This is a genomic window from Arthrobacter sp. 10N43 (assembly GCF_056394525.1).
Genome location: NZ_JBFTIA010000001.1, coordinates 242,237 through 262,368 on the forward strand (window position 1 = coordinate 242,237; position 20,132 = coordinate 262,368).

Annotated in this window: 21 protein-coding genes; 11 read left to right on the forward strand and 10 right to left on the reverse strand. The window is 65.8% G+C overall.

What is annotated here, in order from left to right; all coding sequences use genetic code 11:
• Positions 1-58: 58 nt before the first annotated feature.
• Positions 59-877, reverse strand: coding sequence for a pyruvate, water dikinase regulatory protein (locus AC1DDO_RS01065; protein WP_476866373.1), 819 nt, complete (start codon positions 875-877; stop codon positions 59-61).
• Between the two features lie 134 nt (positions 878-1,011).
• Between AC1DDO_RS01065 and AC1DDO_RS01070 the strand changes: the two genes are divergently transcribed.
• Positions 1,012-1,350 (forward strand): hypothetical protein, encoded by a 339-nt coding sequence (locus AC1DDO_RS01070; protein ID WP_441408431.1) that lies wholly within the window; start codon positions 1,012-1,014, stop codon positions 1,348-1,350.
• A gap of 57 nt (positions 1,351-1,407) precedes the next feature.
• On the forward strand, positions 1,408-2,916 hold the full coding sequence (locus tag AC1DDO_RS01075; protein ID WP_476971257.1) for an MFS transporter: 1,509 nt from the start codon (positions 1,408-1,410) through the stop codon (positions 2,914-2,916).
• 52 nt (positions 2,917-2,968) lie between these two features.
• Here the strand turns inward: AC1DDO_RS01075 and AC1DDO_RS01080 are convergent, their stop codons facing one another.
• Entirely contained in the window at positions 2,969-4,447 is a 1,479-nt protein-coding gene (locus AC1DDO_RS01080) for a protein adenylyltransferase SelO (RefSeq protein WP_476971258.1), read from the reverse strand.
• A gap of 89 nt (positions 4,448-4,536) precedes the next feature.
• On the opposite strand from AC1DDO_RS01080, the gene AC1DDO_RS01085 reads away from it, so the two are divergent.
• Both AC1DDO_RS01085 and ligD read left to right on the forward strand, forming a co-directional pair.
• Entirely contained in the window at positions 4,537-4,860 is a 324-nt protein-coding gene (locus AC1DDO_RS01085; RefSeq protein ID WP_441408428.1) for a hypothetical protein, read from the forward strand.
• A 68-nt stretch (positions 4,861-4,928) separates the two neighbouring features.
• Positions 4,929-6,173 (forward strand): non-homologous end-joining DNA ligase, encoded by a 1,245-nt coding sequence (ligD, locus tag AC1DDO_RS01090; RefSeq protein ID WP_476971259.1) that lies wholly within the window; start codon positions 4,929-4,931, stop codon positions 6,171-6,173.
• A gap of 30 nt (positions 6,174-6,203) precedes the next feature.
• Here ligD and AC1DDO_RS01095 read toward each other — a convergent pair whose 3' ends face one another.
• Entirely contained in the window at positions 6,204-6,557 is a 354-nt protein-coding gene (locus AC1DDO_RS01095; RefSeq protein ID WP_476971260.1) for a cupin domain-containing protein, read from the reverse strand.
• A gap of 43 nt (positions 6,558-6,600) precedes the next feature.
• Positions 6,601-7,395, reverse strand: coding sequence for a carbon-nitrogen hydrolase family protein (locus AC1DDO_RS01100; protein WP_476971261.1), 795 nt, complete (start codon positions 7,393-7,395; stop codon positions 6,601-6,603).
• Positions 7,396-7,427: 32 nt separating this feature from the next.
• On the opposite strand from AC1DDO_RS01100, the gene AC1DDO_RS01105 reads away from it, so the two are divergent.
• A complete protein-coding gene (locus tag AC1DDO_RS01105) occupies positions 7,428-8,084 on the forward strand; it encodes a GntR family transcriptional regulator (RefSeq protein ID WP_476866379.1) in 657 nt (218 codons plus the stop codon).
• Here the strand turns inward: AC1DDO_RS01105 and AC1DDO_RS01110 are convergent.
• The gene (locus AC1DDO_RS01110) at positions 8,081-9,487 is read right to left on the reverse strand and encodes an MFS transporter (protein WP_476971262.1); all 1,407 of its coding nucleotides are present in this window, start codon (positions 9,485-9,487) and stop codon (positions 8,081-8,083) included. The two genes, AC1DDO_RS01105 and AC1DDO_RS01110, sit on opposite strands and share 4 nt — an antisense overlap.
• Before the next feature lie 146 nt (positions 9,488-9,633).
• Here AC1DDO_RS01110 and AC1DDO_RS01115 point away from each other — a divergent pair, with 146 nt between their 5' ends.
• Positions 9,634-10,320, forward strand: coding sequence for a DUF2848 domain-containing protein (locus AC1DDO_RS01115; protein WP_441408422.1), 687 nt, complete (start codon positions 9,634-9,636; stop codon positions 10,318-10,320).
• Positions 10,321-10,461: 141 nt separating this feature from the next.
• Here the strand turns inward: AC1DDO_RS01115 and AC1DDO_RS01120 are convergent, their stop codons facing one another.
• Positions 10,462-12,393 (reverse strand): glycoside hydrolase family 15 protein, encoded by a 1,932-nt coding sequence (locus tag AC1DDO_RS01120; RefSeq protein ID WP_476971263.1) that lies wholly within the window; start codon positions 12,391-12,393, stop codon positions 10,462-10,464.
• Positions 12,394-12,552: 159 nt separating this feature from the next.
• Here AC1DDO_RS01120 and AC1DDO_RS01125 point away from each other — a divergent pair, with 159 nt between their 5' ends.
• Both AC1DDO_RS01125 and AC1DDO_RS01130 read left to right on the forward strand, forming a co-directional pair.
• Positions 12,553-13,473 carry an NmrA family NAD(P)-binding protein gene (locus tag AC1DDO_RS01125; protein WP_476971264.1) on the forward strand — a complete coding sequence of 307 codons (921 nt, stop codon included), beginning with the start codon at positions 12,553-12,555 and terminating at the stop codon, positions 13,471-13,473.
• A gap of 48 nt (positions 13,474-13,521) precedes the next feature.
• Positions 13,522-13,911, forward strand: coding sequence for a RidA family protein (locus tag AC1DDO_RS01130; RefSeq protein ID WP_476971265.1), 390 nt, complete (start codon positions 13,522-13,524; stop codon positions 13,909-13,911).
• A gap of 86 nt (positions 13,912-13,997) precedes the next feature.
• Here the strand turns inward: AC1DDO_RS01130 and AC1DDO_RS01135 are convergent, their stop codons facing one another.
• Positions 13,998-14,279, reverse strand: coding sequence for a hypothetical protein (locus AC1DDO_RS01135; protein WP_441411013.1), 282 nt, complete (start codon positions 14,277-14,279; stop codon positions 13,998-14,000).
• A gap of 212 nt (positions 14,280-14,491) precedes the next feature.
• Here AC1DDO_RS01135 and AC1DDO_RS01140 point away from each other — a divergent pair, with 212 nt between their 5' ends.
• A complete protein-coding gene (locus AC1DDO_RS01140) occupies positions 14,492-15,409 on the forward strand; it encodes a ribonuclease Z (RefSeq protein ID WP_476971266.1) in 918 nt (305 codons plus the stop codon).
• Positions 15,410-15,540: 131 nt separating this feature from the next.
• Here AC1DDO_RS01140 and AC1DDO_RS01145 read toward each other — a convergent pair whose 3' ends face one another.
• Positions 15,541-16,674 (reverse strand): ABC transporter substrate-binding protein, encoded by a 1,134-nt coding sequence (locus tag AC1DDO_RS01145; RefSeq protein WP_476971267.1) that lies wholly within the window; start codon positions 16,672-16,674, stop codon positions 15,541-15,543.
• 394 nt (positions 16,675-17,068) lie between these two features.
• Here AC1DDO_RS01145 and AC1DDO_RS01150 point away from each other — a divergent pair, with 394 nt between their 5' ends.
• The gene (locus tag AC1DDO_RS01150; protein WP_476971268.1) at positions 17,069-17,881 is read left to right on the forward strand and encodes an MBL fold metallo-hydrolase; all 813 of its coding nucleotides are present in this window, start codon (positions 17,069-17,071) and stop codon (positions 17,879-17,881) included.
• A 228-nt stretch (positions 17,882-18,109) separates the two neighbouring features.
• Positions 18,110-18,628 carry a DUF1269 domain-containing protein gene (locus AC1DDO_RS01155; RefSeq protein ID WP_476971269.1) on the forward strand — a complete coding sequence of 173 codons (519 nt, stop codon included), beginning with the start codon at positions 18,110-18,112 and terminating at the stop codon, positions 18,626-18,628.
• Positions 18,629-18,740: 112 nt separating this feature from the next.
• On the opposite strand, the gene AC1DDO_RS01160 is transcribed toward AC1DDO_RS01155, so the two are convergent.
• Complete coding sequence (locus tag AC1DDO_RS01160) at positions 18,741-19,463, reverse strand: dienelactone hydrolase family protein (RefSeq protein ID WP_476971270.1); 723 nt, start codon at positions 19,461-19,463, stop codon at positions 18,741-18,743.
• A gap of 158 nt (positions 19,464-19,621) precedes the next feature.
• Positions 19,622-19,897: a hypothetical protein gene (locus tag AC1DDO_RS01165; protein ID WP_476971271.1), complete on the reverse strand. Its 276-nt coding sequence runs from the start codon at positions 19,895-19,897 to the stop codon at positions 19,622-19,624.
• Positions 19,898-20,132: the final 235 nt, after the last annotated feature.

The window sequence follows — 20,132 nt, forward strand, 5'->3', positions numbered from 1 at the left end:
AGGTCTCCGGCGACCTTTCCATATGACGTGCGCCACACCGGGATTGTGAAAATTTTCCCTAATGTTTGAGGTTCATGCGCTGCAGGATGGTGGCGGCCATTTCCTCCACGGAAACCGTGGCTGAATTCAGGTACGGAATCCGGTGGGAGACGTACAACTGCTCGGCGCTGCGCAGCTCGAAGCCGCACTGCCGCAGCGACGCGTAGGACGAGCCGCGGCGCCGTTCGGTGCGGATCTGGCTCAGGCGCAGGGGGTTGGAGGAGAGGCCGAAACATTTCTCAACGAAAGGCCTCAGCGGCTTGGGCAGGCCCTCCCGCTGAAAGTCCTCGTCAACGAGCGGGAAATTCGCGGCGAAGATACCGTGTTGCAGGGCCAAATACATGGTGGTCGGCGTTTTCCCGCAACGGGACGGTGCCACCAGGATGACCTGGGCCTTTTCCAGCGCGCGCAGGCTCTGGCCGTCGTCGTGCTCCATGGCGTACTCGACGGCGGCCATCCGGGATTGATACCGCTCCGCATTGCCCAGGCCATGCGCCCTCCCGGGTTCGCCGCTGGCCGGTGAGCCCAGGGCCTGCTCCAGCTGCCCGACATGCGTGCCGATGAGATCCACGACGATTCCCTTACACGTCGCCAGGACCTGGCGGACATCGCTGCTGACGGCCGTGGAAAAGACGATCGGCCGCGGGCCGGCGGCGACCAGTTTGTCAATGGTGCCGACCACGGTGCTGGCCTGCTCGGCGGTGGTGATGAACGGGACCGTGATGCGGTCAAAATGGTTCGCGGGGAACTGCGTCAACAAGGTGTTGCCGAGCGTTTCCGCGGTGATGCCGGTGCTGTCCGAAAGGAAATAGACAGGCCGAAGAGCGTCATTGGTCATGAACGCATTCTCCACCAAAGGCGGCAGCCGCCAGGCATCGGAGTGCCGGCGGGTCCTTACCCGGGCTCCGGACCCAGACGTAGACTGCTCGCGTACGGCGGCACCAACACCACCAACTTTCGCAGGAGATGCTCATGAGCTATGAAGGCACCGGTAACGAGAAGGCCGTCGCGGCAAGCGACCTTAACCGCACCCACGTCGGGCTGACCGTCAGCTTCCAGCCGGACGAATTTACCGTGGTCTTCGGCCGGATCGGCGCCATTGCGCGCAAGGAGGGCGGCGTGACCATCGCACTTGCGGGGGTGGACGGAACGGGTGGCCTGCCTTCCCACTTCAGCCTTCCTCCCGCCCAGCACGTCTACGTCCAGCCGGACATGCTCACCAATACGGAGTCGACCATCAAGGATTTGTTCGGCAAGGTGCAGGAGAACCTGCGGAGCCACAAGGGCGATCAGCGGCCGGACGGCGTCTAGGGAAAGCTTCTCGACGGGGCGTCGACCGTCCCGGCGCCGGTCAGTACACTGGGACGCATGACCGAGCAGGAACCGGGCCCGCCCGGAGCCGCTGCGGCTCCCCACGGCAGCGCGGGCCTCCCCGAGGACACGGCCGCCCCGTCCATTCCGGCCGAGGCCGGCGGTGCGCTGCGCCTGGACGATCCCGACGCCGTCGACACGTCCTTGCGCAGTCCGGCGGAGCGGAACCGCACATTCGGCGGGATCCTGGTGAACACCGCCCTCGCCAACATCACCACCAGCTACCTGTGGTTCGCCCTGACGTTCTGGGTGTACCTGCAGACGCGCAATGTGATCGCCACCGGGGTGATCGGCGGCGCGTACATGCTGTTGATCGCCCTTTCCAGCATCAGCTTCGGCACCTTCGTGGACCGGTACCGCAAGCTGGCCGTGATGCGATTCGCCGCAGGCTTCACGCTGGTGATGTTCCTGCTGTCCGGGGTCATGTTCCTCCTGACACCCACGGCCTGGCTGCTGGACCTGGCACAGCCCTGGTTCTGGGTCTTCACCCTGGTAATCCTGGTCGGTGCAGTCGTGGAGAACATGCGCAACATTGCCCTCTCCACCACGGTCACCATCCTCATCGAGCCGGACCGGCGGGCCAACGCCAACGGGCTGGTAGGCATGGTGCAGGGATTGATGTTCATCATCACCTCCGTGCTCTCCGGGCTGTCAGTCGGGCTGATCGGCATGGGTTGGACGATCGTGGTCGCGCTGGTTCTCACGGCCCTGGCCTTCGCGCACCTGCTCACCCTGCGCATGCCCGAGGAGGTGCGCGCGGCCGCTACGGACGCACGAGGCGGATTCGACCTGCGCGGCTCCCTTGGCGCCGTGCTGGCCATTTCGGGATTGTTCGCGCTGATCGTGTTCTCCACATTCAACAACTTCATCGGCGGCGTCTACATGGCGTTGATGGACCCCTACGGCCTGGAAATGTTTCCCGTGGAGCTGTGGGGAGCCTACTTCGCGCTGGGCGCCACGGGGTTCATCGTAGGCGGCGCTCTGATCGGCAAGTTCGGTCTCGGGTCGAACCCGTTGCGCACCATGCTCATCGCGGTGATCGCGATGGGGGTCCTCGGGGCGGTGTTTACGCTGCGGGAGTGGGCCTGGCTGTACATCGCCGGCATCTGGCTGTACCTGGTCCTGGTGCCTTTCGTCGAGGCCGCCGAGCAGACCATCATCCAGAAGGTGGTGCCCCTGCCCCGGCAGGGCCGCGTGTTCGGATTCGCCATGGCGTTCGAATCGGCGGCAGCACCGATCACCGCGTTCCTCATCGCGCCGATCGCACAGTTTTGGATCATCCCGTACGCACGGTCCGCCGAGGGCTCCGCCCAGCTGGCCCCGCTGCTGGGCGAGGGCACTTCGCGGGGCATTGCCCTGGTGTTCCTGATAGCCGGGCTCATCATGATCGCGGCCGCGCTGCTGGCCTTCCTGACGCCGGTCTACCGCCGGGTCTCCGCGTCGTATGGGCGGACTGCTGCAGTGGCGCCGGCGACGGCGGACACCGACGCCGCGCCCTCTGGGTGAACGAGTCCATTCGACGCGTCTACATGCCCAAGCGCAACCTGCCCTTGGCGGCTCAGGTTCCGCAGAAGGTGCGGTAGGGGCCGAAGCTTTCCGGGGCGGCTGAGGCGTAATGCTCCAGACCGGGCCGCTCGTCGAAGGGTGAGGCTAGGGCGTCCATCAGCCGTTCCAGCGGACCCAGGTTTCCGCCGGTAGCGGCGGCCAGGGCCTCCTCTACCAGGTGGTTCCGCGGGATATACACGGGGTTGACCCGGTCCATGGCGTCGGCATCCGGTCCCAGGGCGCGCCAGCGCGTCACCCAGGCATCGAACCGTGCCGTATCCAGAACGCCGGTGCCCAGAATCTGGCTCCGCGCAGGTTCATCCTGGCCGCGGGCGGCTTTGCCCAGGTGCCGGAAAAACGATGTGTAGTCCGCCCGTGACTCCTGCAACAGGGCCACGAGTTCGTCCACCAGTGGCGAGGTCACGTCGTCGTCGAGCCCTTCACGGAACCCCAGCTTTGCCTTCATGCCGGCCGACCAGGCTTCACTGTACTGCCGGCGGAACCCGCTGAGTGCCTCCACAGCGAGGCCCACTGCCTGCTCCTGGTCATCGTGGAGCAGGGGCAGGAGAGCCTCGGCGAGCCGGGCAAGGTTCCACTCCGCCACCAGCGGCTGATTGCGGTAGGCGTAGCGTCCGGTCTCGTCGATCGAACTGAAGACGGCCGCGGGGTCGAAGCCTTCCAGGAAGGCGCATGGCCCGTAGTCCAGGGTTTCGCCCGAGATCGTCATGTTGTCGGTGTTCATGACCCCGTGAACGAACCCAACGAGCATCCACTGGGCCACCAGCGAAGCCTGGGCTGATATGACCGCCTGGAAGAGTGCGAGATATCGGTTTTCCGCCTCCGCGGCGGCCTGGTAGTGCCGGGTCAGCGCGTAGTCGGCGAGGCGGCGCAGTAGGCCGATGTCGTCCGTGGACCGGGCGTACTGGAAGCTGCCCACGCGCAGGTGGCTGCTGGCAACCCGGGTAAGAACGGCGCCGGGCAGGAGCGTCTCGCGCTGTACCGGACGCCCCGTGGCGACGACGGCGAGGGATCGTGTGGTGGGGATGTTCAGCGCGTGCATCGACTCGCTCACGATGTATTCGCGCACCATGGGACCGACCACTGCCTGGCCGTCGCCGTTCCGCGCAAACGGTGTGCGTCCCGATCCCTTGAGATGGATGTCGCGAAGCTGCCCGTCCGCGTGCCCGATCTCGCCGAGCAGGAGGGCGCGCCCGTCGCCGAGACGGGGCGCGTACCAGCCAAACTGGTGGCCGGCGTAGGCCTGCGCCACCGGGCTGGCCTCCGCTGGGATGGCGTTGCCGATCAGCAGGCGCAGACCCTCAGGACTCCGGAGAAAGGCCGGATCGAGGCCGAGCTCGGTGGCGAGATGCTCGTTGAGGACCAGAAGGCGCGGGTCGGGAGCCTCCTCCGCGCGCCAAGGAATGGCCATCTCCTTGAACTCCCGCGCGAAGCGGTCATCAAATGTGACGGTCGGATGCGCGATGCCACTCATCTTTCAAGAATACGGGCGAGGCTGTCAGTAGCCGGCCCGCAGGCATAATCTACGACTGAACGCTTTCTTCCAACGCCGGGGAGCTCATCATGGACAACGAATTCGCTGATGTCATCGACCACGACGTCACCACCATCACCTGTGTGTGCGGCAATACCGTGAGCACTGAGGGATTGATCCAGGCGAACTCACAGGGCGTCCCCGTTCACATCGGCGGAAACACGCCGGTGCCCGCGGGTCTGGCTGCGTGGCCCGAGGACGAGGATCTCTACACCCTGTGTCCGGCGTGCGGCCGCGTTTACCATGACGTGGTCATCGAAGAGACGGGGACCGCGCCGGTCGCTTTCCGGGTGGATATCGCTGCCGGACCGATCGCAGAGGCCATCCGTGTCCACTGGGACCTCAGCACCTAGCCCTGTGACGGTTTCCAGGATCAGCAGGCGCTCTGGCTGGGGCATCCGATCATTGCTAGCGTGACGGAATGAACTCGTCGAAGACCCCCGCCGAGATCCTCACCATTGACGACAACGAGGTCCGCATCTCGAGTCCGGACAAGGTGGTGTTTCCCGGGCCCGGGCTGACCAAGCTCGACCTGGTTCGCTACTACCTCGCCGTCGCCGATGGTGCGCTGCGGGGCGCCGGCGGACGGCCCATGGTGCTCAAGCGGTTCCCGAAGGGGATCGGCGCTGAGCCGTTCTTCCAGAAGCGCGTGCCGGAAAACCACCCCGACTTCATCCACACGACGACGCTGCATTATGCGTCGGGGACATCAGCCGAAGAGGCAGTGATCCGGGATGCTGCGGGCCTGGCATGGGTGGTGAATCTTGGCTGCCTGGACCTCAACCCGCATCCCGTGCGCGCCGAGGACCTCGAGCACCCTGACGAGCTCCGGGTCGACCTCGACCCGATGCCGGGGGTCGACTGGGCGCAGATCGTGGACGTCGCCTATGTCGCCCGGGAGGTGCTCGACGACGTGGGACTGGTGGGCTGGCCGAAGACGAGCGGTTCGCGGGGACTCCACATCCTGGTGCGCATCGCGCCCCGGTGGTCCTACCGGGACCTGCGGCTCGCCGCAGAGACCCTCGCCCGCGAGATCGAGACCCGCGCTCCGGGCCTGGCCACCGCGCGGTGGTGGAAGGAGGAGCGCGGCGAGAGTGTGTTCGTCGACTTCAACCAGAACGCCAAGGACCGCACCGTGGCATCGGCGTACTCGATCCGGCCCCTGCCCGACGCCCGGGTCTCGACTCCGCTCACCTGGGACGAGGTTGCCTCCGCCCGGCCGGAACAATTCACGGTTCCCACGGTGCTTGAGCGCTTCGCAGCGATGGGCGACCCCCACGCCGGCATCGACGACGCCGTGGGGACCCTCGACAGGCTCATCACCTTGGCTGCCGAGCTCGGCCCCGCCGAAAAGCCCCCGCGCGGCGGCGACGGCTCGGGCCGCCGGCAGTCGGTCATGCCGCTCATCGAGGTGGCACGCACCAAGACCAAGCCCGAGGCGCTCGCCGCGCTCGAGGAATGGAAGACCCGGCATGCGGACCTCATCCCGGCCCTGCATCCCGCCGACATACTCGTCGACGGGATGCGAGGCTCGAGTTCGCTTTGGTACCGGGTGCGGGTGAACCTTCAGCATGTGGCCGAAGATGAGCGTCCGCCACAGGAGGAGCTCATCGCTGACTACGACCCGTGGGCGGGCAAACAGTGGCCGGGGCGCCCTGGGTCCTGACACCCAATCCCCTGGCAACTGTGTTCCGGACTACGAGGCGGCGTCGTGTGGGTACCGGATGACCACCAGCATGCTGCAGCCCGGTTCGCTTCGATACGGTCCGTGTTTCATCCGGGGCGGACGGCACGCATACATCCCGGCGGTGAAGGTTTGGCCAAGTCCCAGGTCGGTCAATTCTCCGGTTAGGATCATGACCTCTTCCCAGTACTCATGGGTGATGGTTTCCGGAGCAGTGGCGGCACCAGCCTCATAGCGCTGCAGAAGGGTCGCATCCCCGCTGTCGGGGTCCTGCGCCAGCATCCGATCCCAGATGCCGCTGCTCTTGGGTCCCGACGGGTGCCAGTCACCTGCCGGTTCATGGAATTCCTGTTCCTGCTTGCTCAATATTCTCGCCCCTCAGTCGTGACCGGTCTGTCAGGATGCTTGTTTAGAGGGCGCGAGCGTTGGCCAGCACCGGCAATTTGGCGCGGACGGCCGCTACTTCGGAAGGGTCGACGTCGATCACGGCCAGTTGCGGTTCGCGGCCGAGGGTGACCAGTGGCGTGCCGAGCGGCGACACTACCGCGCTGTGCCCGATGCCGGTGGGTGCGGAGCTCACCGGCTCCTGGCCGATGCTGGCGGGATCTCCCTGTCCGCACGCCACAACGAACGTTGTGCTGTCCACAGCGCGGGCGCGAACCAGCAGATCCCACTGCTCCGCCTTCCCTTCACCGGATCCCCAGGACGCGCAGACAATGTTGATCTGCGCCCCGGCCCTGGCGTTGGCACTGAAAAGGGCTGGGAAGCGCACGTCGTAGCAGGTGGCCAGGCCGATGACCGTCCCGTTGACCTCAAACGTCACGGGCGACGTGCCGGCGTCGACCGAATCCGACTCCGCGAAGCCGAAGGCGTCGAAGAGGTGGATCTTGTCGTAGGAGGTGTTGGTGTCCCGGCCGGTCACCAGCAAGGTGTTCCGCACGCGGCCGTCCCGCCCGGGGGTGAACATGCCGGCCACTATCGTGAGCCCCAGCTCCGCGGCGATTCCGCGGACGGCGGTGGCCCACGGGCCATCGAGGGGCTCGGCAACCTCGGCAAGGGGATTCCCGAACGCACGCATGGCAGCTTCCGGGAAGACTGCGAGCTCGGCGCCCGCGGCCTTGGCGCGGGTGGCGTAGTCTCGGATCTGCTCCAGGTTGGCTGCCGGATCGGCGCCTGTGATGATTTGGGCGAGTGCTATGCGCATGGTTTTACTCCAGTTTGTTGTATACCTAATGTATGCGGAAAATTTCGGGGCCGGCCTCCTCAGGCCGGGAAAAGGCCTACGCGTATTTGCGTGAGAACGTTTTGACCGACCCGGACGTGCAGGGAAAGTTCCTCAACGAACAGGAACTCGCGGCCGACATTGGCGTCTCCCGCACGCCCGTGCGTGAGGCGTTGCTGTTGCTGGTCGCCGACGGCCTGGTGGAGCTGATCCCCCAGCGCGGGGCCTACGTGCCGGTGGTCACCGGCCGGGAAGTCTCCGAACTGATGGAACTCCGCGGCGTCCTCGAGCGCCATGCGGCCGGGCTGGTCATCGCCGAGGGAAAGGTTCCTGCCGTTCAGATGCAGGAGACCCTGGCCCTTCAGGCGGCCCTGCCGGATACCCTCGAACCCGAGTCTGTCAGGGAGTTCATTCGTCTGGACACGCTGTTCCATCAGCAGCTCATCGATGCCGCGGGCAATGCGCTGATCTCCCGGACCTACAGCAAGCTCCACGTCCGGCAGATCCTGGTGGGAATCTCCGCCCTGTTCGGTACCAGCGGCCGCCGGCACGACGTCTGCGCCGAACACCAGGGCATCCTGGATGCCCTGGTGTCCGGCGACGCCGCAAGGGCGGAGCAGGCGATTGAACATCATCTGGCTGTCACGCGGGACATCCTGCTCCGCAGCTAGCTGTTGGCACCGACGGTGGTTCCATCGACACCGACCGCCGGGCGTTTGGTGGAGGAACCCTCGAGGAGCAACTTGTAGTCGTCATCTTCGGTGGTGTTGGAGTTCCGGCCCAGGGACAGCCCGATCAGCGTCACGACGGCGGCGACGGCCACGTAGATCGCCACCGGCACCCAGGTGCCGAACTGCGAGAGCAGCAGGGTGAACATCAGCGGGGCGATAGCGCCGCCGATCACACCGGCGAACGTATAGGCCAGCGAGCTGCCGGTGGAGCGCAGCCGGGGCGAGAACTGCTCCACAATGAAGGCCGCCTGCGGGCCGTACATGAACGAGTGCGCCATCAGGCCAAACACAATGCCGATGATCAGCATCGGCTCATTCTTGCCGCCCAGGATACCGAAGAAGACGAACGTCCAGGCCGCTCCCACCACCGCGGCGATGCCATAGACCAGGCGGCGGTTGATCCGGTCGGAGACGGCGCCCGCCAGGGGAATCATGAACAGCTGGAAAGCGGACCCGATGAGGACCGCGGTGAGCACCTGGTTCCGCTGGTAGCCGAGGACCTGGATGCCGTAGGTGAGGGTGAAGACGGTAAACAGGGCATAGAGGACATCCGGTCCCACGCGGCAGAGGACGGCGGCGATCAGCGGGCGCAGTTCCTTGCTGAAGACCTCACGGATGGGGGCATCAGGCTGCTGGCCGTGCGCTTCGATTGCCTTGAAGATGGGCGTGTCCTCGAGCTTGAGGCGGATCCACAGACCAAATCCAACGAGCAGCGCCGACAGCAGGAAGGCGATGCGCCAGCCATAGCTGATGAACTGTTCCTCTGTGAGCGCCAGGGTCAGGATGGCGAGGGCACCGTTGGCCAGCAGGTTACCGGCGGGCGGGCCCACCTGGGCGGCCGAAGCCCAGAAACCGCGGCGCCGAGGATCTCCGTACTCACTGGAGAGCAGGACGGCCCCACCCCATTCGCCGCCGACGCCCACACCCTGTGCGAAGCGGAGCAGCACCAGAATGATAGGGGCCGCAATGCCGATGGTGGCGTAGCCAGGCAGCACGCCAATCAGGACGGTTGCGACGCCGATGATCATCAGGGTCGCGACAAGGACCTTCTTGCGCCCGATGCGGTCTCCGAGACGGCCGAAGACGATTCCGCCCACGGGGCGGGAAATGTAGCCCACGGCGTAGGTCGAGAACGCCAGGATCGTCCCGGTCAGCGGATCTGACGACGGGAAAAAGACGATAGGGAAAACGACGGCGGCCGCGGCTGAGTAGACCGCGAAGTCGTACCACTCGAGCGCCGTGCCGGTGAGGCTGGCGGCAAAGGCCTTGTAGAGGCCCTGGGGTCGGATGGGCGCCTCCGGGCGCGCTGCCGCGCCGGATGCCTGTACGGGAGCATTGGCCATAATTGTCCTCCACGAGATTTCGAAGTGATGCCTGTCACGCTGGCATTAAATGTATACATTACGCATACTAGATGTACATTGGCGACTGTTTACGGTTTCCGGTTTGTAAATTTCTCACCGTCCCACCACACGAAGGAAGTACTGACATGGCTACGCTCAGCTTCGAACTCCCCGACGGCAGCACCCGAAACGTGGAGGTCGCCCACCTGCTCAATGCCGGCTACGCAGGCCGCGAGCAGGATGAGGTGCAGGCCCACATCGAAGAACTTGCCCTGCTTGGCGTCCCCGGGCCCACCACCACCCCGGCGCTGTATCCCGTGTCGCCCTACCTTGCGCAGCAGGCCACCGAAGTCCGGGTGCAGCACGGCCGGACATCGGGGGAAGCCGAGTGGGCGCTGGTGATCACAGAGGACGATGTACTGCTGACGGTCGCCTGCGACCACACGGACCGCGACCTCGAGGTCCACGGGGTGGCCTGGAGCAAGAACGCCAGCCCTGACGTGCTGGGCCGCAAAGCCTGGCGGCTTGATGACGTGCGCGGCCACCTGGACCGGATCACGCTGAAGGGGTGGGTGGGTGAGGGAGATGAGGCTGACACGCTGATCCAGGACAGCACCCTGGGGGCCTTGCTGACCCCGGACTACTGGCTGGACGTCCTTTCGGAGCGCGGCCTGGACCAGCCAGGCACTGTCCTGATTTCCGGCACGGTGGCCATGACGCATGGTGTGGACCAGTTTGCCCGCAGCTGGAAGGTGGAGATGACCGATCCGGTCACCGACTACTCGATCGAAGCGGCCTACATCGTGGAACAAATGGCGGAACCCATCGGCTGACCGCTGTTCCTCGGAGGGGCATTCGCCGCAGATGCTGACGCGGATGCCCCACCGGTGGACGATTCAGGGGAACCACCGAACTGCTCCCCCGCGCTGGCGCAGACTATGCCGTCAGGTGTTGCGGTGTCAGGTGTTGCGGTGTCAGGTGTTGCGGTGGGCCGGGGCGAACTGGGCCGCGCGGTTGGTCTCTTCGGCGCGGATAACGTGCACGACCGCGTTGATGAGGGCCAGGTGGGTGAATGCCTGTGGGAAGTTGCCGAGGTGGCGGCCGCTCACCGGATCCAGCTCCTCAGCGTAGAGGCCCAAAGGACTGGCGAGGGACAGCAGGCGCTCGCACAGTGCCTTGGCGCGCTCCAGTTCTCCGATCTCGACGAGGGCTGAAACAAGCCAGAATGAGCATGTCGTGAAGGTCCCCTCGTCGCCGGCGAGTCCGTCGTCGGTCTGCTCCGGGCGGTAGCGCAGCACCAGCCCGTCCTGGGTGAGTTCAGAGGCGATGGCCAGGACAGTGGCGCGCACCCGTGGATCATTGGCGGGCAGGAACCGGACGAGCGGGACAAGCAGAAGCGAGGCATCGAGGTTCCTCGTGCCGTAGGACTGGACGAACACACCGCGGTCATCCACACCATGGCGGCAGATGTCCTCATGGATCTCCTCGGCGAGGGTGTCCCACTTCTTGGCATAGTCAGGCTGACCGTGCAGGCGCGCCAGCCGGGCACCACGATCCAGTGCGACCCAGCACATGAGCTTGGAGGAGGTGAAGTGCACCGGCTCGCCTCGGACCTCCCAGATGCCGTGGTCGGGGTCCCGCCAGTGGGCGGCGGCCTCCTCGACCTGGCGGAGGAGGACGGGCCAGAGCGGCTCGGGGAGCTGGTCACGGGATTTGGCGTGGAGGTAGACGGAGTCCAGCATGGTGCCCCAGACGTCGAGCTGCCGCTGGCGGGCGGCGGCGTTGCCGATCCGGACCGGGCGGGCGCCGTCGTAGCCGCCGAGCTCTTCGACAGTTGTCTCCGGAAGGTCCCTTTCGCCGTCGATGCCGTACATGATCTGCAGACCATCCTCGGCGGCGACGTCGCGGATGAACGCAAAGAAGTCATCGGCTTCCCGGTCCAGGCCGAGGGTGTACAGGGCCCAGAGGGCGAACGTGGAATCGCGCACCCACGTATACCGATAGTCCCAGTTCCGCTCTCCGCCGGGCGTCTCGGGCAAGGACGTGGTGGGCGCCGCCACCAGAGCTCCAGTCGGCGCGTAGGTGAGGCCCTTCAACGTCAGCGCGCTGCGCTGCAGGGCCTCCCGCCACGGGTGGTCGGGGAATTCGCCGCCGGTAATCCATTGCCTCCAGAACTCGGTGGTCTGCCATTGCTTTCGCGTGGCTTCTTCCCACGTCCGAGGCGGGGGCAGCGAACCCCACGACAGCGCGAAAAAAGCCTGCTCGCCCTCGGTCATCCGGCAGCGGATGACCGCAATGGAGTCCTCGATGCCCAGCCGGCGGTCGGTAGTGAGCCGCAGTACGGGATCCCCCTCATCGCCGCCGACGGTCACCACCTCCCCGTATCCGGGGCTGGAGAACTCCCACCGTGCCCGGCGCCGGCCGTAGCCGAAGACCGGCTCGCACAGCACGGACAGCTCGACTGCACCGTTGACGCAACGGACGGTGCGCAGCAGGCAATGCTCGGCCTCGTAGTTCGTCGGCGGGCGGCGGTAACGGCTGGCCCGCTGTTCGGTGTGATGCCACGGACCCATCACCAGGGCATCCCTCACGATCAGCCAGCCCGTACCGGTCTGCCAGGTGGTCTCCAGGATCAGGCTGCCGGGGAGGTAACGGCGCGCCGTGGGCTCCCGGACGCCGTACGGCGCCACCTTGAAGCCACCCGCGGCGCGGTCGAGCATAGTGGAGAAAACGCTCGGTGAGTCGTGTCGCGGTACGCACATCCACTCGACCTGCCCGCTCGAAGCGATCAGGCAATTGGCCTCACAGTCAGACAAAAACCCATAGTCGGCGATCGGCGGGAACGGACTCGTGCCTGCCCCGGGCCGCCGCCTCCCATGGTCTCCTGATCCGGCGTCGATCCTCACAACCCCAGTATGGTCCCACTGCCAGGAAGCGGGAATCCTGGCAGAGCCGGTTGGATGATAAGAACATTGCTCCGCCCCGCCCCGGGAATCGGTTTCCCGCCGTTGGTAGTCTTTAGCCGACTATTAATATTCCGGCAGAGATCACTTGAGGTGCGAACCATGACCGCGACAACACCCACCCCGGGCACCGTCCTGCTGGCCGGCGCCACCGGCGATCTCGGTGGCCGGATCCTGCGGAACCTGCTCGGCCTTGGAGCCACTGTTCGGGTCCTGACAAGGCCGGAAACCAGCACCGCCCAGATTGCACAACTCCGCACCCAGGGAGCCGAGGTCATCCAGACCGGTTATGGCGATCCGGACGGCCTCCGAAGGGCCTGCAAGGATGTTGATTGCGTGGTCTCGGCAATCAACGGTGTCGACAACGCCATCTACGATGCCCAATCGCTTCTGCTGGAGGCGGCCGCAGCGGTGGGCGTGCCGCGCTTCATTCCCTCCGATTTCTCCATTGACTACCGCGGCATCCGGCCCCGAAGCAACCGAAACCTGCAGCTCCGCCGCGACTTCGCACAGCGGCTGGACGCAACCGAGATCCGGGCCACGTCGATCCTCAACGGCGCCTTCACAGACATGCTTTCCGGGCAGGCACCAATGATCCTGTTCTCCCGGCACCGGGTGCTCTTCTGGTCCGACCCGGACCAGGTACTCGACTTCACCACCAAAGACGACACCGCCGCCTTCACGGCCGCCGCCGCCCTCGACGAGCGGGCGCCCCGCGTCCTCCAGATCGCCGGGGACCAGGTCACGGCACGGGCACTGGCATCCACCATGACCGACCTGACAGGCACACAATTCCGGCTTCTCTACGCGGGCAGCGTAGGTTCCCTGACAACCATGAGCCGGGCAGTGAAAGCCCTCATGCCCGCCTCTGACAAGCCGTTCCCGCCGTGGCAGGGCATGGAGTACTTCGCCAGCATGTTCAGCGGCGACGCGAATCTGCAATACGTCAACAACGACCGCTATGGCCGCCGGACGTGGACCACCGCCCGGGACATCCTCGAACAGCACCACCAACAGAACTGACCGTTCACAAACGCGCCCAAGACCTGTTCATTTCAGGAGGACATTTCCATGACCATCAAACGCACGATTTCCGGGCCGGGAGTTCCCGGAGGCTTCCCCTTCAGCCTGGCCACCGAAGCAAATGGTGTCTGCTTCGTCAGCGGCATGCCGGCACTGGATCCAGACGGCCTCTTCCAGGAGGGATCCTTCGAGGAAGAGACCGCGCTGGCCTGGCACAACGTCATGATGATCACCCGCGCTGCTGGTTTCGCGGTCGAGGAAATCGTGTACGTGCAGTGCGTCGTAGCTGACATGGCCGACTACAACAGCATGAATGCGTGGTGGCGGCAGCAGTTCCCGGATCCCTCGACGGCTCCGTCCCGGTTCACTTTCCAGGCCGGCGCCCTTCCTTTCGGCGCCAAGATCGAAATCCAAGCGGTGGCCGCGCACGGCACTTGAGGCGACGCCGGAGTATGCGAAATGCGGCGTCCCTCGACGCGGGAGACGACTGAAAGTCTCCCCCATATCGGACGGTGGATCTCGTCTCAGGTGAGGGCCGGGCGGCGCGCCAGGATGTAGTCGACGGCGGCGGGTCCGGTTGTGCGCAACCCGGGGCGAATGAAGCGCCGTGCCACACGACGTCGTTCGCCGAGGCCCAGCCCGCTCATGGCTGCCCAGAACGCCCGGGAGGGCGCGGGTTGCTCGTTTTGGAGAAGACACCAGCTGATATACACCCCGTACATTTCGTCTTCGGCCAGGCCATGATGGGGATCCGGGTCCGCAGCGATGCACGTGTTGACGAAGTAGGCGTAGTTCGAAGCTGTCACGTCTGTGTGCCTTTTCTGTCGGGGAGTGACCGGACCTGCCTGCCCGCAAGTCGGTCGGCCGGCGCGGACTGAAGCGATTCGTAGCAGCACCGGACACGGATGGGTCGGGACTGTGCGCCCGCCGGTCCACCCTGCCGGGCACCCGCGGCACGGGAACCGAAACTGGCCGAAGTCCCATCCCGTCGTCGCAATCGAGTGGCACACTGGACCTCATGCGTGAGTTCGTCGTTCTCGGCACCGCCTCGCAGGTCCCCACCCGCACCCGCAACCACAACGGGTATCTGCTGCGCTGGGATGGCGAGGACATTCTCTTCGACCCCGGAGAAGGCACGCAGCGGCAGATGATCCACGCCGGAGTCACCGTCACCCAGATCACGCGCATCTGCCTCACACACGTGCACGGCGACCACTGCTATGGCCTCCCCGGCGTCCTTTCCCGCATGGCCCTTGACAAGGTCAGCCACCCCATCCACCTGCACTATCCTGCCGCCGGGGAGGACACCGTCCGTGCCCTCGTGTCGGTCGCGTCCCGGGGCATTGATCTCCGGCTGCATCCGCACGGTGGCCATGCCTTCGGGGGCAGCGAACGCGAGACTGCCGAGCCGATCGCCCCTGGCCTGGAGGTGCGGGCACTGAGTCACCGCATCGAGACCTATGGCTATCGCTTTGTGGAGCCCGACGCGCGCACGCTCCTTCCCGACCGGCTCGTGGCAGCCGGGATTGCGGGCTCCGACGTCGGCCGCCTGGTACGCCAGGGCAGCCTGGGCGGCGTGAGCCTGGAGGACGTCAGCGAGCCGCGGCCCGGTCAACGTTTCGCCTTCGTGATGGATACCGCGCCGTGCCAGGGCGCAGAAGAACTGGCGGAGGGCGCCGATCTGCTCGTCACCGAGTGCACGTTCAGCGACGACGACGCCGGGCTGGCCGCGCAGTTCCGTCACCTCACGGCCGGGCAGGCGGGCGAGCTGGCCGCAACGGCGGGCGCTGGAACCCTCGTCCTGACCCACTTTTCTGCGCGCTACGGGGACGTTACCCCTCTCGCCGAGCAGGCCCGGGGCCGCGCCGGTGAAGCAAGGGTGGTTGCCGTCAACGACCTCGACCGCATCGCCTTTCCGCCACGCCGGGCGTTCTAGCCGCTGCGCGGAATAGTCGCCGGACGGCCCGGCGCCGGGCCCCCGCCAGGATGTTGCCCTCCCCCGCATGCACGCGTGCCCGGTGCCCGGGCCTTCCTGGTCCGGGCACCGGGCCGCCTAGTCTTGGCGGTTCACTCCTGGCCGAGGCCAGCAGCAGCGGTCTTCTTGCCCTCCACCTCGTTCAAGGCACGGAGGTCGAAGATGCCGTTGATGTCGGCGGTCTTGGTGGTGCCGGCATCGACGCCGTCCTGCAGCAGCTTCTTGTAGGTTCCGGCGAGCGGATCCGTGGTGAAAGTGATGTTCTGCAGTGCGCGGTCGATCACCTTGGCGGAAAGCGGCTTGCCGGCGGTGTCCTTTAGGACAGCGTTGATAGTGCTGGCCTTCTCTTCAGCCGTTGCCGAGTTCAGCCAGTTCACGGATTCCACGTGGCCCTTGAGCAGGGCCTTGACGGTCTCCGGGTGTTCGGCAGCGAACTTCTTGTTGACGATCAGGACGGTGGTGATGAACTCGCCCTTGTCCCAGAGGTCCTTCTCGTCCACCAGAACCTTGGCTCCGGCCTCGAGGACCAAACGCGAGGCCCACGGCTCAGGCAGCCACGCGCCGTCGAGCTTGCCGTCCTGGAACAGCTTCAGGGTCTGGGCGTTCTCGGTCGGGTTGATGGTGACGTCACCGCTGCCATCCGGGTTGGTCTTGTAGCCCTGGTGGCCGAGCCAGGCGCGGAGGGCCACGTCCTGGGTGCCACCGAGCTGCGGGGAGGCGAGGACCTTGCCCTTGAGGTCGGCTGCGGAGTTGATGCCGGGCTTGACCACCAGCTGGGCTCCACCTGCCGCGGCGCCGGCGATGATGCTGATCGATTCGCCCTTGCTCTTGATGAAGGAGTTGATGGCCGGGTTGGGCCCAATGTAGGTGGCGTCGATGGCGCCGGCATTCAGGGCCTCGATCGCGGCCGGGCCGGCGTTGAAGATCTGCGTGCTGAGCTTGGTTGCGCCAAGATCCTTGGCGATGATGCCCTTGCTGGTGCCGACCAGGGCCGGGCCGTGTGTCACGTTGCTGAAGTATCCCAGCCTGAGCTCGGCGGCGGGTGACGTGGCGGGGGCCTGCGCAGCTTCGTTGCTGCGGGAGACGGCGGAGGCTACTGCGGCGCCTGCGCCGATGAGCAGGACGAGGCCCACGGCCAGGCTGATCGAAAGGGTGCGGCGTCGCTTGGGCTTGGGAGACTCGCCCGCGACAATTCGCGTGGTCGAGTCGTCATGGGGGGATGACACAGACGTATTCCTTTGGGGAGAGGGGAAGGCCTGGATGGTGCAACAGGCCTGCGAACGGAGAGTGCTGAGGATGATCCGCCGGCTGCCAGTGGACGTCGGCGAGTGAGGCCCGGGCGTCCGGTGCGGCGGACTACTGCTCGGGCTTCAGCATGGATTGAGACTACGGACGCCGCTGCCTGGGTTCAAAGAGCCATGACACCAGCGGTAATTGGGCGACGCGGAGGTTAATGTGCCGACGTGCAGCTTAATGCCAGGACTAAAACCTTCATCTGGTGGTACCCAGGGTCCCTCTTCCAAAGGGACTTTCCCGTGCCATAATCTGGGCACGCCAGCGTGCGTCCGGCGGCGAAGAAGGCGGAAAGCTGGACGCGAGACGTTTAGAAGGGACCTAACCATGCTGATCTGCGCAGCCTGCGCCGTGGAACGCGACGAACCTGCCCCGGAGGTCTGCCCGATCTGCGCCGACGAGCGGCAGTATGTGCCCGAGGACGGACAAAAATGGCTCACACTGGACGGGCTGGAGCAGGAGGGCCAGCAGACATTGCTGAAGGAGAATGAGCCCGGTCTTATCGGGATCACGACAGAGCCGACAGTCGGGATCGGCCAGACCGCTCAGCTTGTGGTGACACCCGACGGTTCGCTGCTGTGGGATCCGGTCGGATATGTCGATGACGGCGTTTTGGCGGCAGTGCTCGAGCGAGGCCCGGTCCTGGCGGTCGCCGCCAGCCATCCACACATGTTTGGTGTACAGGTCGAATGGTCGCGCCGGCTCGGTGGCGTCCCCATACTGGTGGCGGACGCAGACCGGCGATGGCTGGGGCGCACCGATCCGATGGTCGAGTACTGGTCTGGCAGTCAAAGGATCGCCGAAGGGCTGACACTGCACCAGACCGGAGGGCACTTTCCGGGCAGCGCGGTGGTGCACTGGGCCGCAGGGGCAGGCGGCAGAGGAGTTCTGCTGACCGGTGACAGCGTGTTTCCGAATCCAGACCGTCGGAGCATCTCCTTCATGCGCAGCTACCCGAATCGTTTGCCGCTCTCCGGTGCTGTGGCACTGCGAATCGCCGCCCAGCTGGGAGAGCTCACGTTCGACCGGATTTACGGCAACTTCAACAATGTAGTCGCGTCCGGGGCCAAGGCGATGCTGCACGATTCCGCCCAACGGCACGCTGCTTGGGCGCGAGGAGACTTCGACCATTTGACCTGAACGGTCCATCTCCCTTCACTTGCCGGAAAAGGTGCCTTAAGGCCCTGCCGGTGCGCGGCTGTCGGGGAAAGTGTTGGACCTACGCGAGGACCGGTGTGCATACCGCCACGGTCTGGGCGGGACAGGCCGTCCACCGAGGAGAAAAACGGCAGCACCGCCCGTCCCAAGAGTGTCGACTAAGAAGCGGAGTGGCCGCTACGCCGGCCGGAACCGAGTGGAGGACGAACCATGTCAGATCACAACTACACCTTGTTCGTGTCGTCGTACGCCGACGCGGGCTCGGCGGCAGAGGATTTCAAGGCGATCAAGAGCCTGGACGACGCCGCCGTGGCGGCGGCGGTGGTCCTGTCGCGTGACGCCTCGGGCCAGACCGAGGTCAAGGAACACGGCGGCGGACTGGTCGCCGGCGGCACAACAGCCGGCGCCATCGGCGGCCTCGTGGTCGGATTGTTCGCTCCGCCCCTCCTGCTGTCCGGCGTGATCGGTGCCGGGATCGGCGCGGGTGCCGGCGCCATCGCGAAGCGTCACGAGGAGAAGTCCATCGGCGTCAACGCGGAGGATTGGCTGCCGCCGGGCTCCTCGGCGCTGGTTGCCGTCGTCGATGATCTCTACCTCGACCGCGTCGACACGGCGATCGAGAAGGCCACCAAGAAAGTCAGCAAGGCCGTCGAAAGTGGTGACTACGACGCCGTGGTCAAGGCAGTGAACGAGGGCGACGAGAAGATCATCGAGGCCGCTTCGTCCTGACCGTCAGTCGCGCCAGCGCGAAGCAAGTGTGGCCGCGCCACAGACAGGTAGCCGGCGGCGAAACCGACGGCAGCCCCTCATGCCAGTCCCCTTCGCCCTGGCGTGCAGTGTGTCATTGCGCATCCCCCTCGGCGGCCAGGTATTGCCGAAAGAAGGCAAGGACGCGCCTGCGGGCGTCCTTGGCGGAGGGCTCGTGATAGCCGGCCGCAACCAGCCTGGCCAGCAGCTTGTCCCCGAAAGTCAGGTCCGAGGGTCCATGCTGGTTGAGGAAGCCGTGGCCGGCGTCAGGATAGACCTTTATGTCATGGTCGATCCCGGCGGCGGCCAGCAGCGGCTCCAGACGGGCTGGTGCCTTGCGCACGCCAGGCCATCGGTCCCTGCCCCCGTAGCTGCCAACGATCGGGCAGGCCCGAGGCAGTGCGCGCGCTGTCTCCTCGTCGAAACCGCCGTAGTTCACGCTGGCCACGGCGAAGTCATGATCAGGGGCCAGCATGATGGCGAAGCCGCCGCCCATGCAGAAGCCGATCACCCCGACGCGGCCCGTGCAGTCATCCTGTCGGGCCAACCAGGAGCGGGTGGCGTCCAGGTCGCCGAGGGGCCGCCAGCCACGGATGAGGGACCATAGGCAAGCGGCCCTGCTGCCCCAGTAGAACAAGTCTGGAGCCACCGCGAGGAACCCTTCGCTGGCCAGCCAGTCGGCCTGCTCGCGGGTATCGGGACTCAAGCCAAGCGCGTCGTGGATGACCACGACGCCGGGCCAGGGCCCCTCACCGGCCGGTGTCGCGGAGTAGGCAGGCATTGCTCCGCGCTCAGTGCTGATGCTCACGTCGGCCATGGGGGCCTCCTGGGCGCCCGGATTAGTGACTACCTGCTAACCGGCCTACCAGCGTCGCACCGAGCGCGGGAGAGTCGTTGGCCCCTGACAATGGAGCAGGCAGACATTGCTCCGCGTTCCTTGGCTGCCCCCTGGTCGGGAGCCTGAGTGGGCGTCTGCTAGCGCCCGATGCAAACGGCGAGATCGAGGTGGATGTCGTTATCAGCGACAAAGCGATCTTGGAGGTAGCGGGCAAGGCTCGCGTCGGTGGCAGTATGAACGCTTTGAGCGATCGCTCCGCGCAGCACCGCCTGGGTATCGGTGGACTTGACGACGTCCAGCGGCGCCCACCCACGATGGCCGCGGGTAAGGCGTTCCAAATCTGTGCGGAACGAACGCTTGTGTTCTTCGCGGACGGTAGCGTGCATGGTGAACGGGACATAGGGAGTGGGCAAGGAGGTCCTTTCACGAGGCAGCCGGTCGTCGACGCCTCACTTACGACAAGACGGTTATAGCCCCGGTAATTCCCCCAAATTGGCCAAGGAGTCCAGGATCACGGCGCAGGAAATGGACGCCCCGCTACCCTGACCGCGAAATCGGGAAGCCCCGGCCCGCGCCCCGCCCAGTCCGGCCGCAGGCCTCTTCCGCCGCTTGCTTCCGGAGCCTACACTCTTGAAATCGAATCGAGTG

Bases quoted from the DNA above. Each gene is read 5' to 3' on its own strand.
- AC1DDO_RS01150 (WP_476971268.1), top strand. From the start codon at position 17,069: ATGCTGATCTGCGCAGCCTGCGCCGTGGAACGCGACGAACCTGCCCCG.
- AC1DDO_RS01105 (WP_476866379.1), top strand. From the start codon at position 7,428: ATGCGGAAAATTTCGGGGCCGGCCTCCTCAGGCCGGGAAAAGGCCTAC.
- AC1DDO_RS01115 (WP_441408422.1), top strand. From the start codon at position 9,634: ATGGCTACGCTCAGCTTCGAACTCCCCGACGGCAGCACCCGAAACGTG.
- AC1DDO_RS01075 (WP_476971257.1), top strand. From the start codon at position 1,408: ATGACCGAGCAGGAACCGGGCCCGCCCGGAGCCGCTGCGGCTCCCCAC.
- ligD (WP_476971259.1), top strand. From the start codon at position 4,929: ATGAACTCGTCGAAGACCCCCGCCGAGATCCTCACCATTGACGACAAC.
- AC1DDO_RS01160 (WP_476971270.1), bottom strand. From the start codon at position 19,463: ATGGCCGACGTGAGCATCAGCACTGAGCGCGGAGCAATGCCTGCCTAC.
- AC1DDO_RS01100 (WP_476971261.1), bottom strand. From the start codon at position 7,395: ATGCGCATAGCACTCGCCCAAATCATCACAGGCGCCGATCCGGCAGCC.
- AC1DDO_RS01070 (WP_441408431.1), top strand. From the start codon at position 1,012: ATGAGCTATGAAGGCACCGGTAACGAGAAGGCCGTCGCGGCAAGCGAC.
- AC1DDO_RS01125 (WP_476971264.1), top strand. From the start codon at position 12,553: ATGACCGCGACAACACCCACCCCGGGCACCGTCCTGCTGGCCGGCGCC.
- AC1DDO_RS01130 (WP_476971265.1), top strand. From the start codon at position 13,522: ATGACCATCAAACGCACGATTTCCGGGCCGGGAGTTCCCGGAGGCTTC.
- AC1DDO_RS01085 (WP_441408428.1), top strand. From the start codon at position 4,537: ATGGACAACGAATTCGCTGATGTCATCGACCACGACGTCACCACCATC.
- AC1DDO_RS01065 (WP_476866373.1), bottom strand. From the start codon at position 877: ATGACCAATGACGCTCTTCGGCCTGTCTATTTCCTTTCGGACAGCACC.
- AC1DDO_RS01080 (WP_476971258.1), bottom strand. From the start codon at position 4,447: ATGAGTGGCATCGCGCATCCGACCGTCACATTTGATGACCGCTTCGCG.
- AC1DDO_RS01110 (WP_476971262.1), bottom strand. From the start codon at position 9,487: ATGGCCAATGCTCCCGTACAGGCATCCGGCGCGGCAGCGCGCCCGGAG.
- AC1DDO_RS01140 (WP_476971266.1), top strand. From the start codon at position 14,492: ATGCGTGAGTTCGTCGTTCTCGGCACCGCCTCGCAGGTCCCCACCCGC.
- AC1DDO_RS01155 (WP_476971269.1), top strand. From the start codon at position 18,110: ATGTCAGATCACAACTACACCTTGTTCGTGTCGTCGTACGCCGACGCG.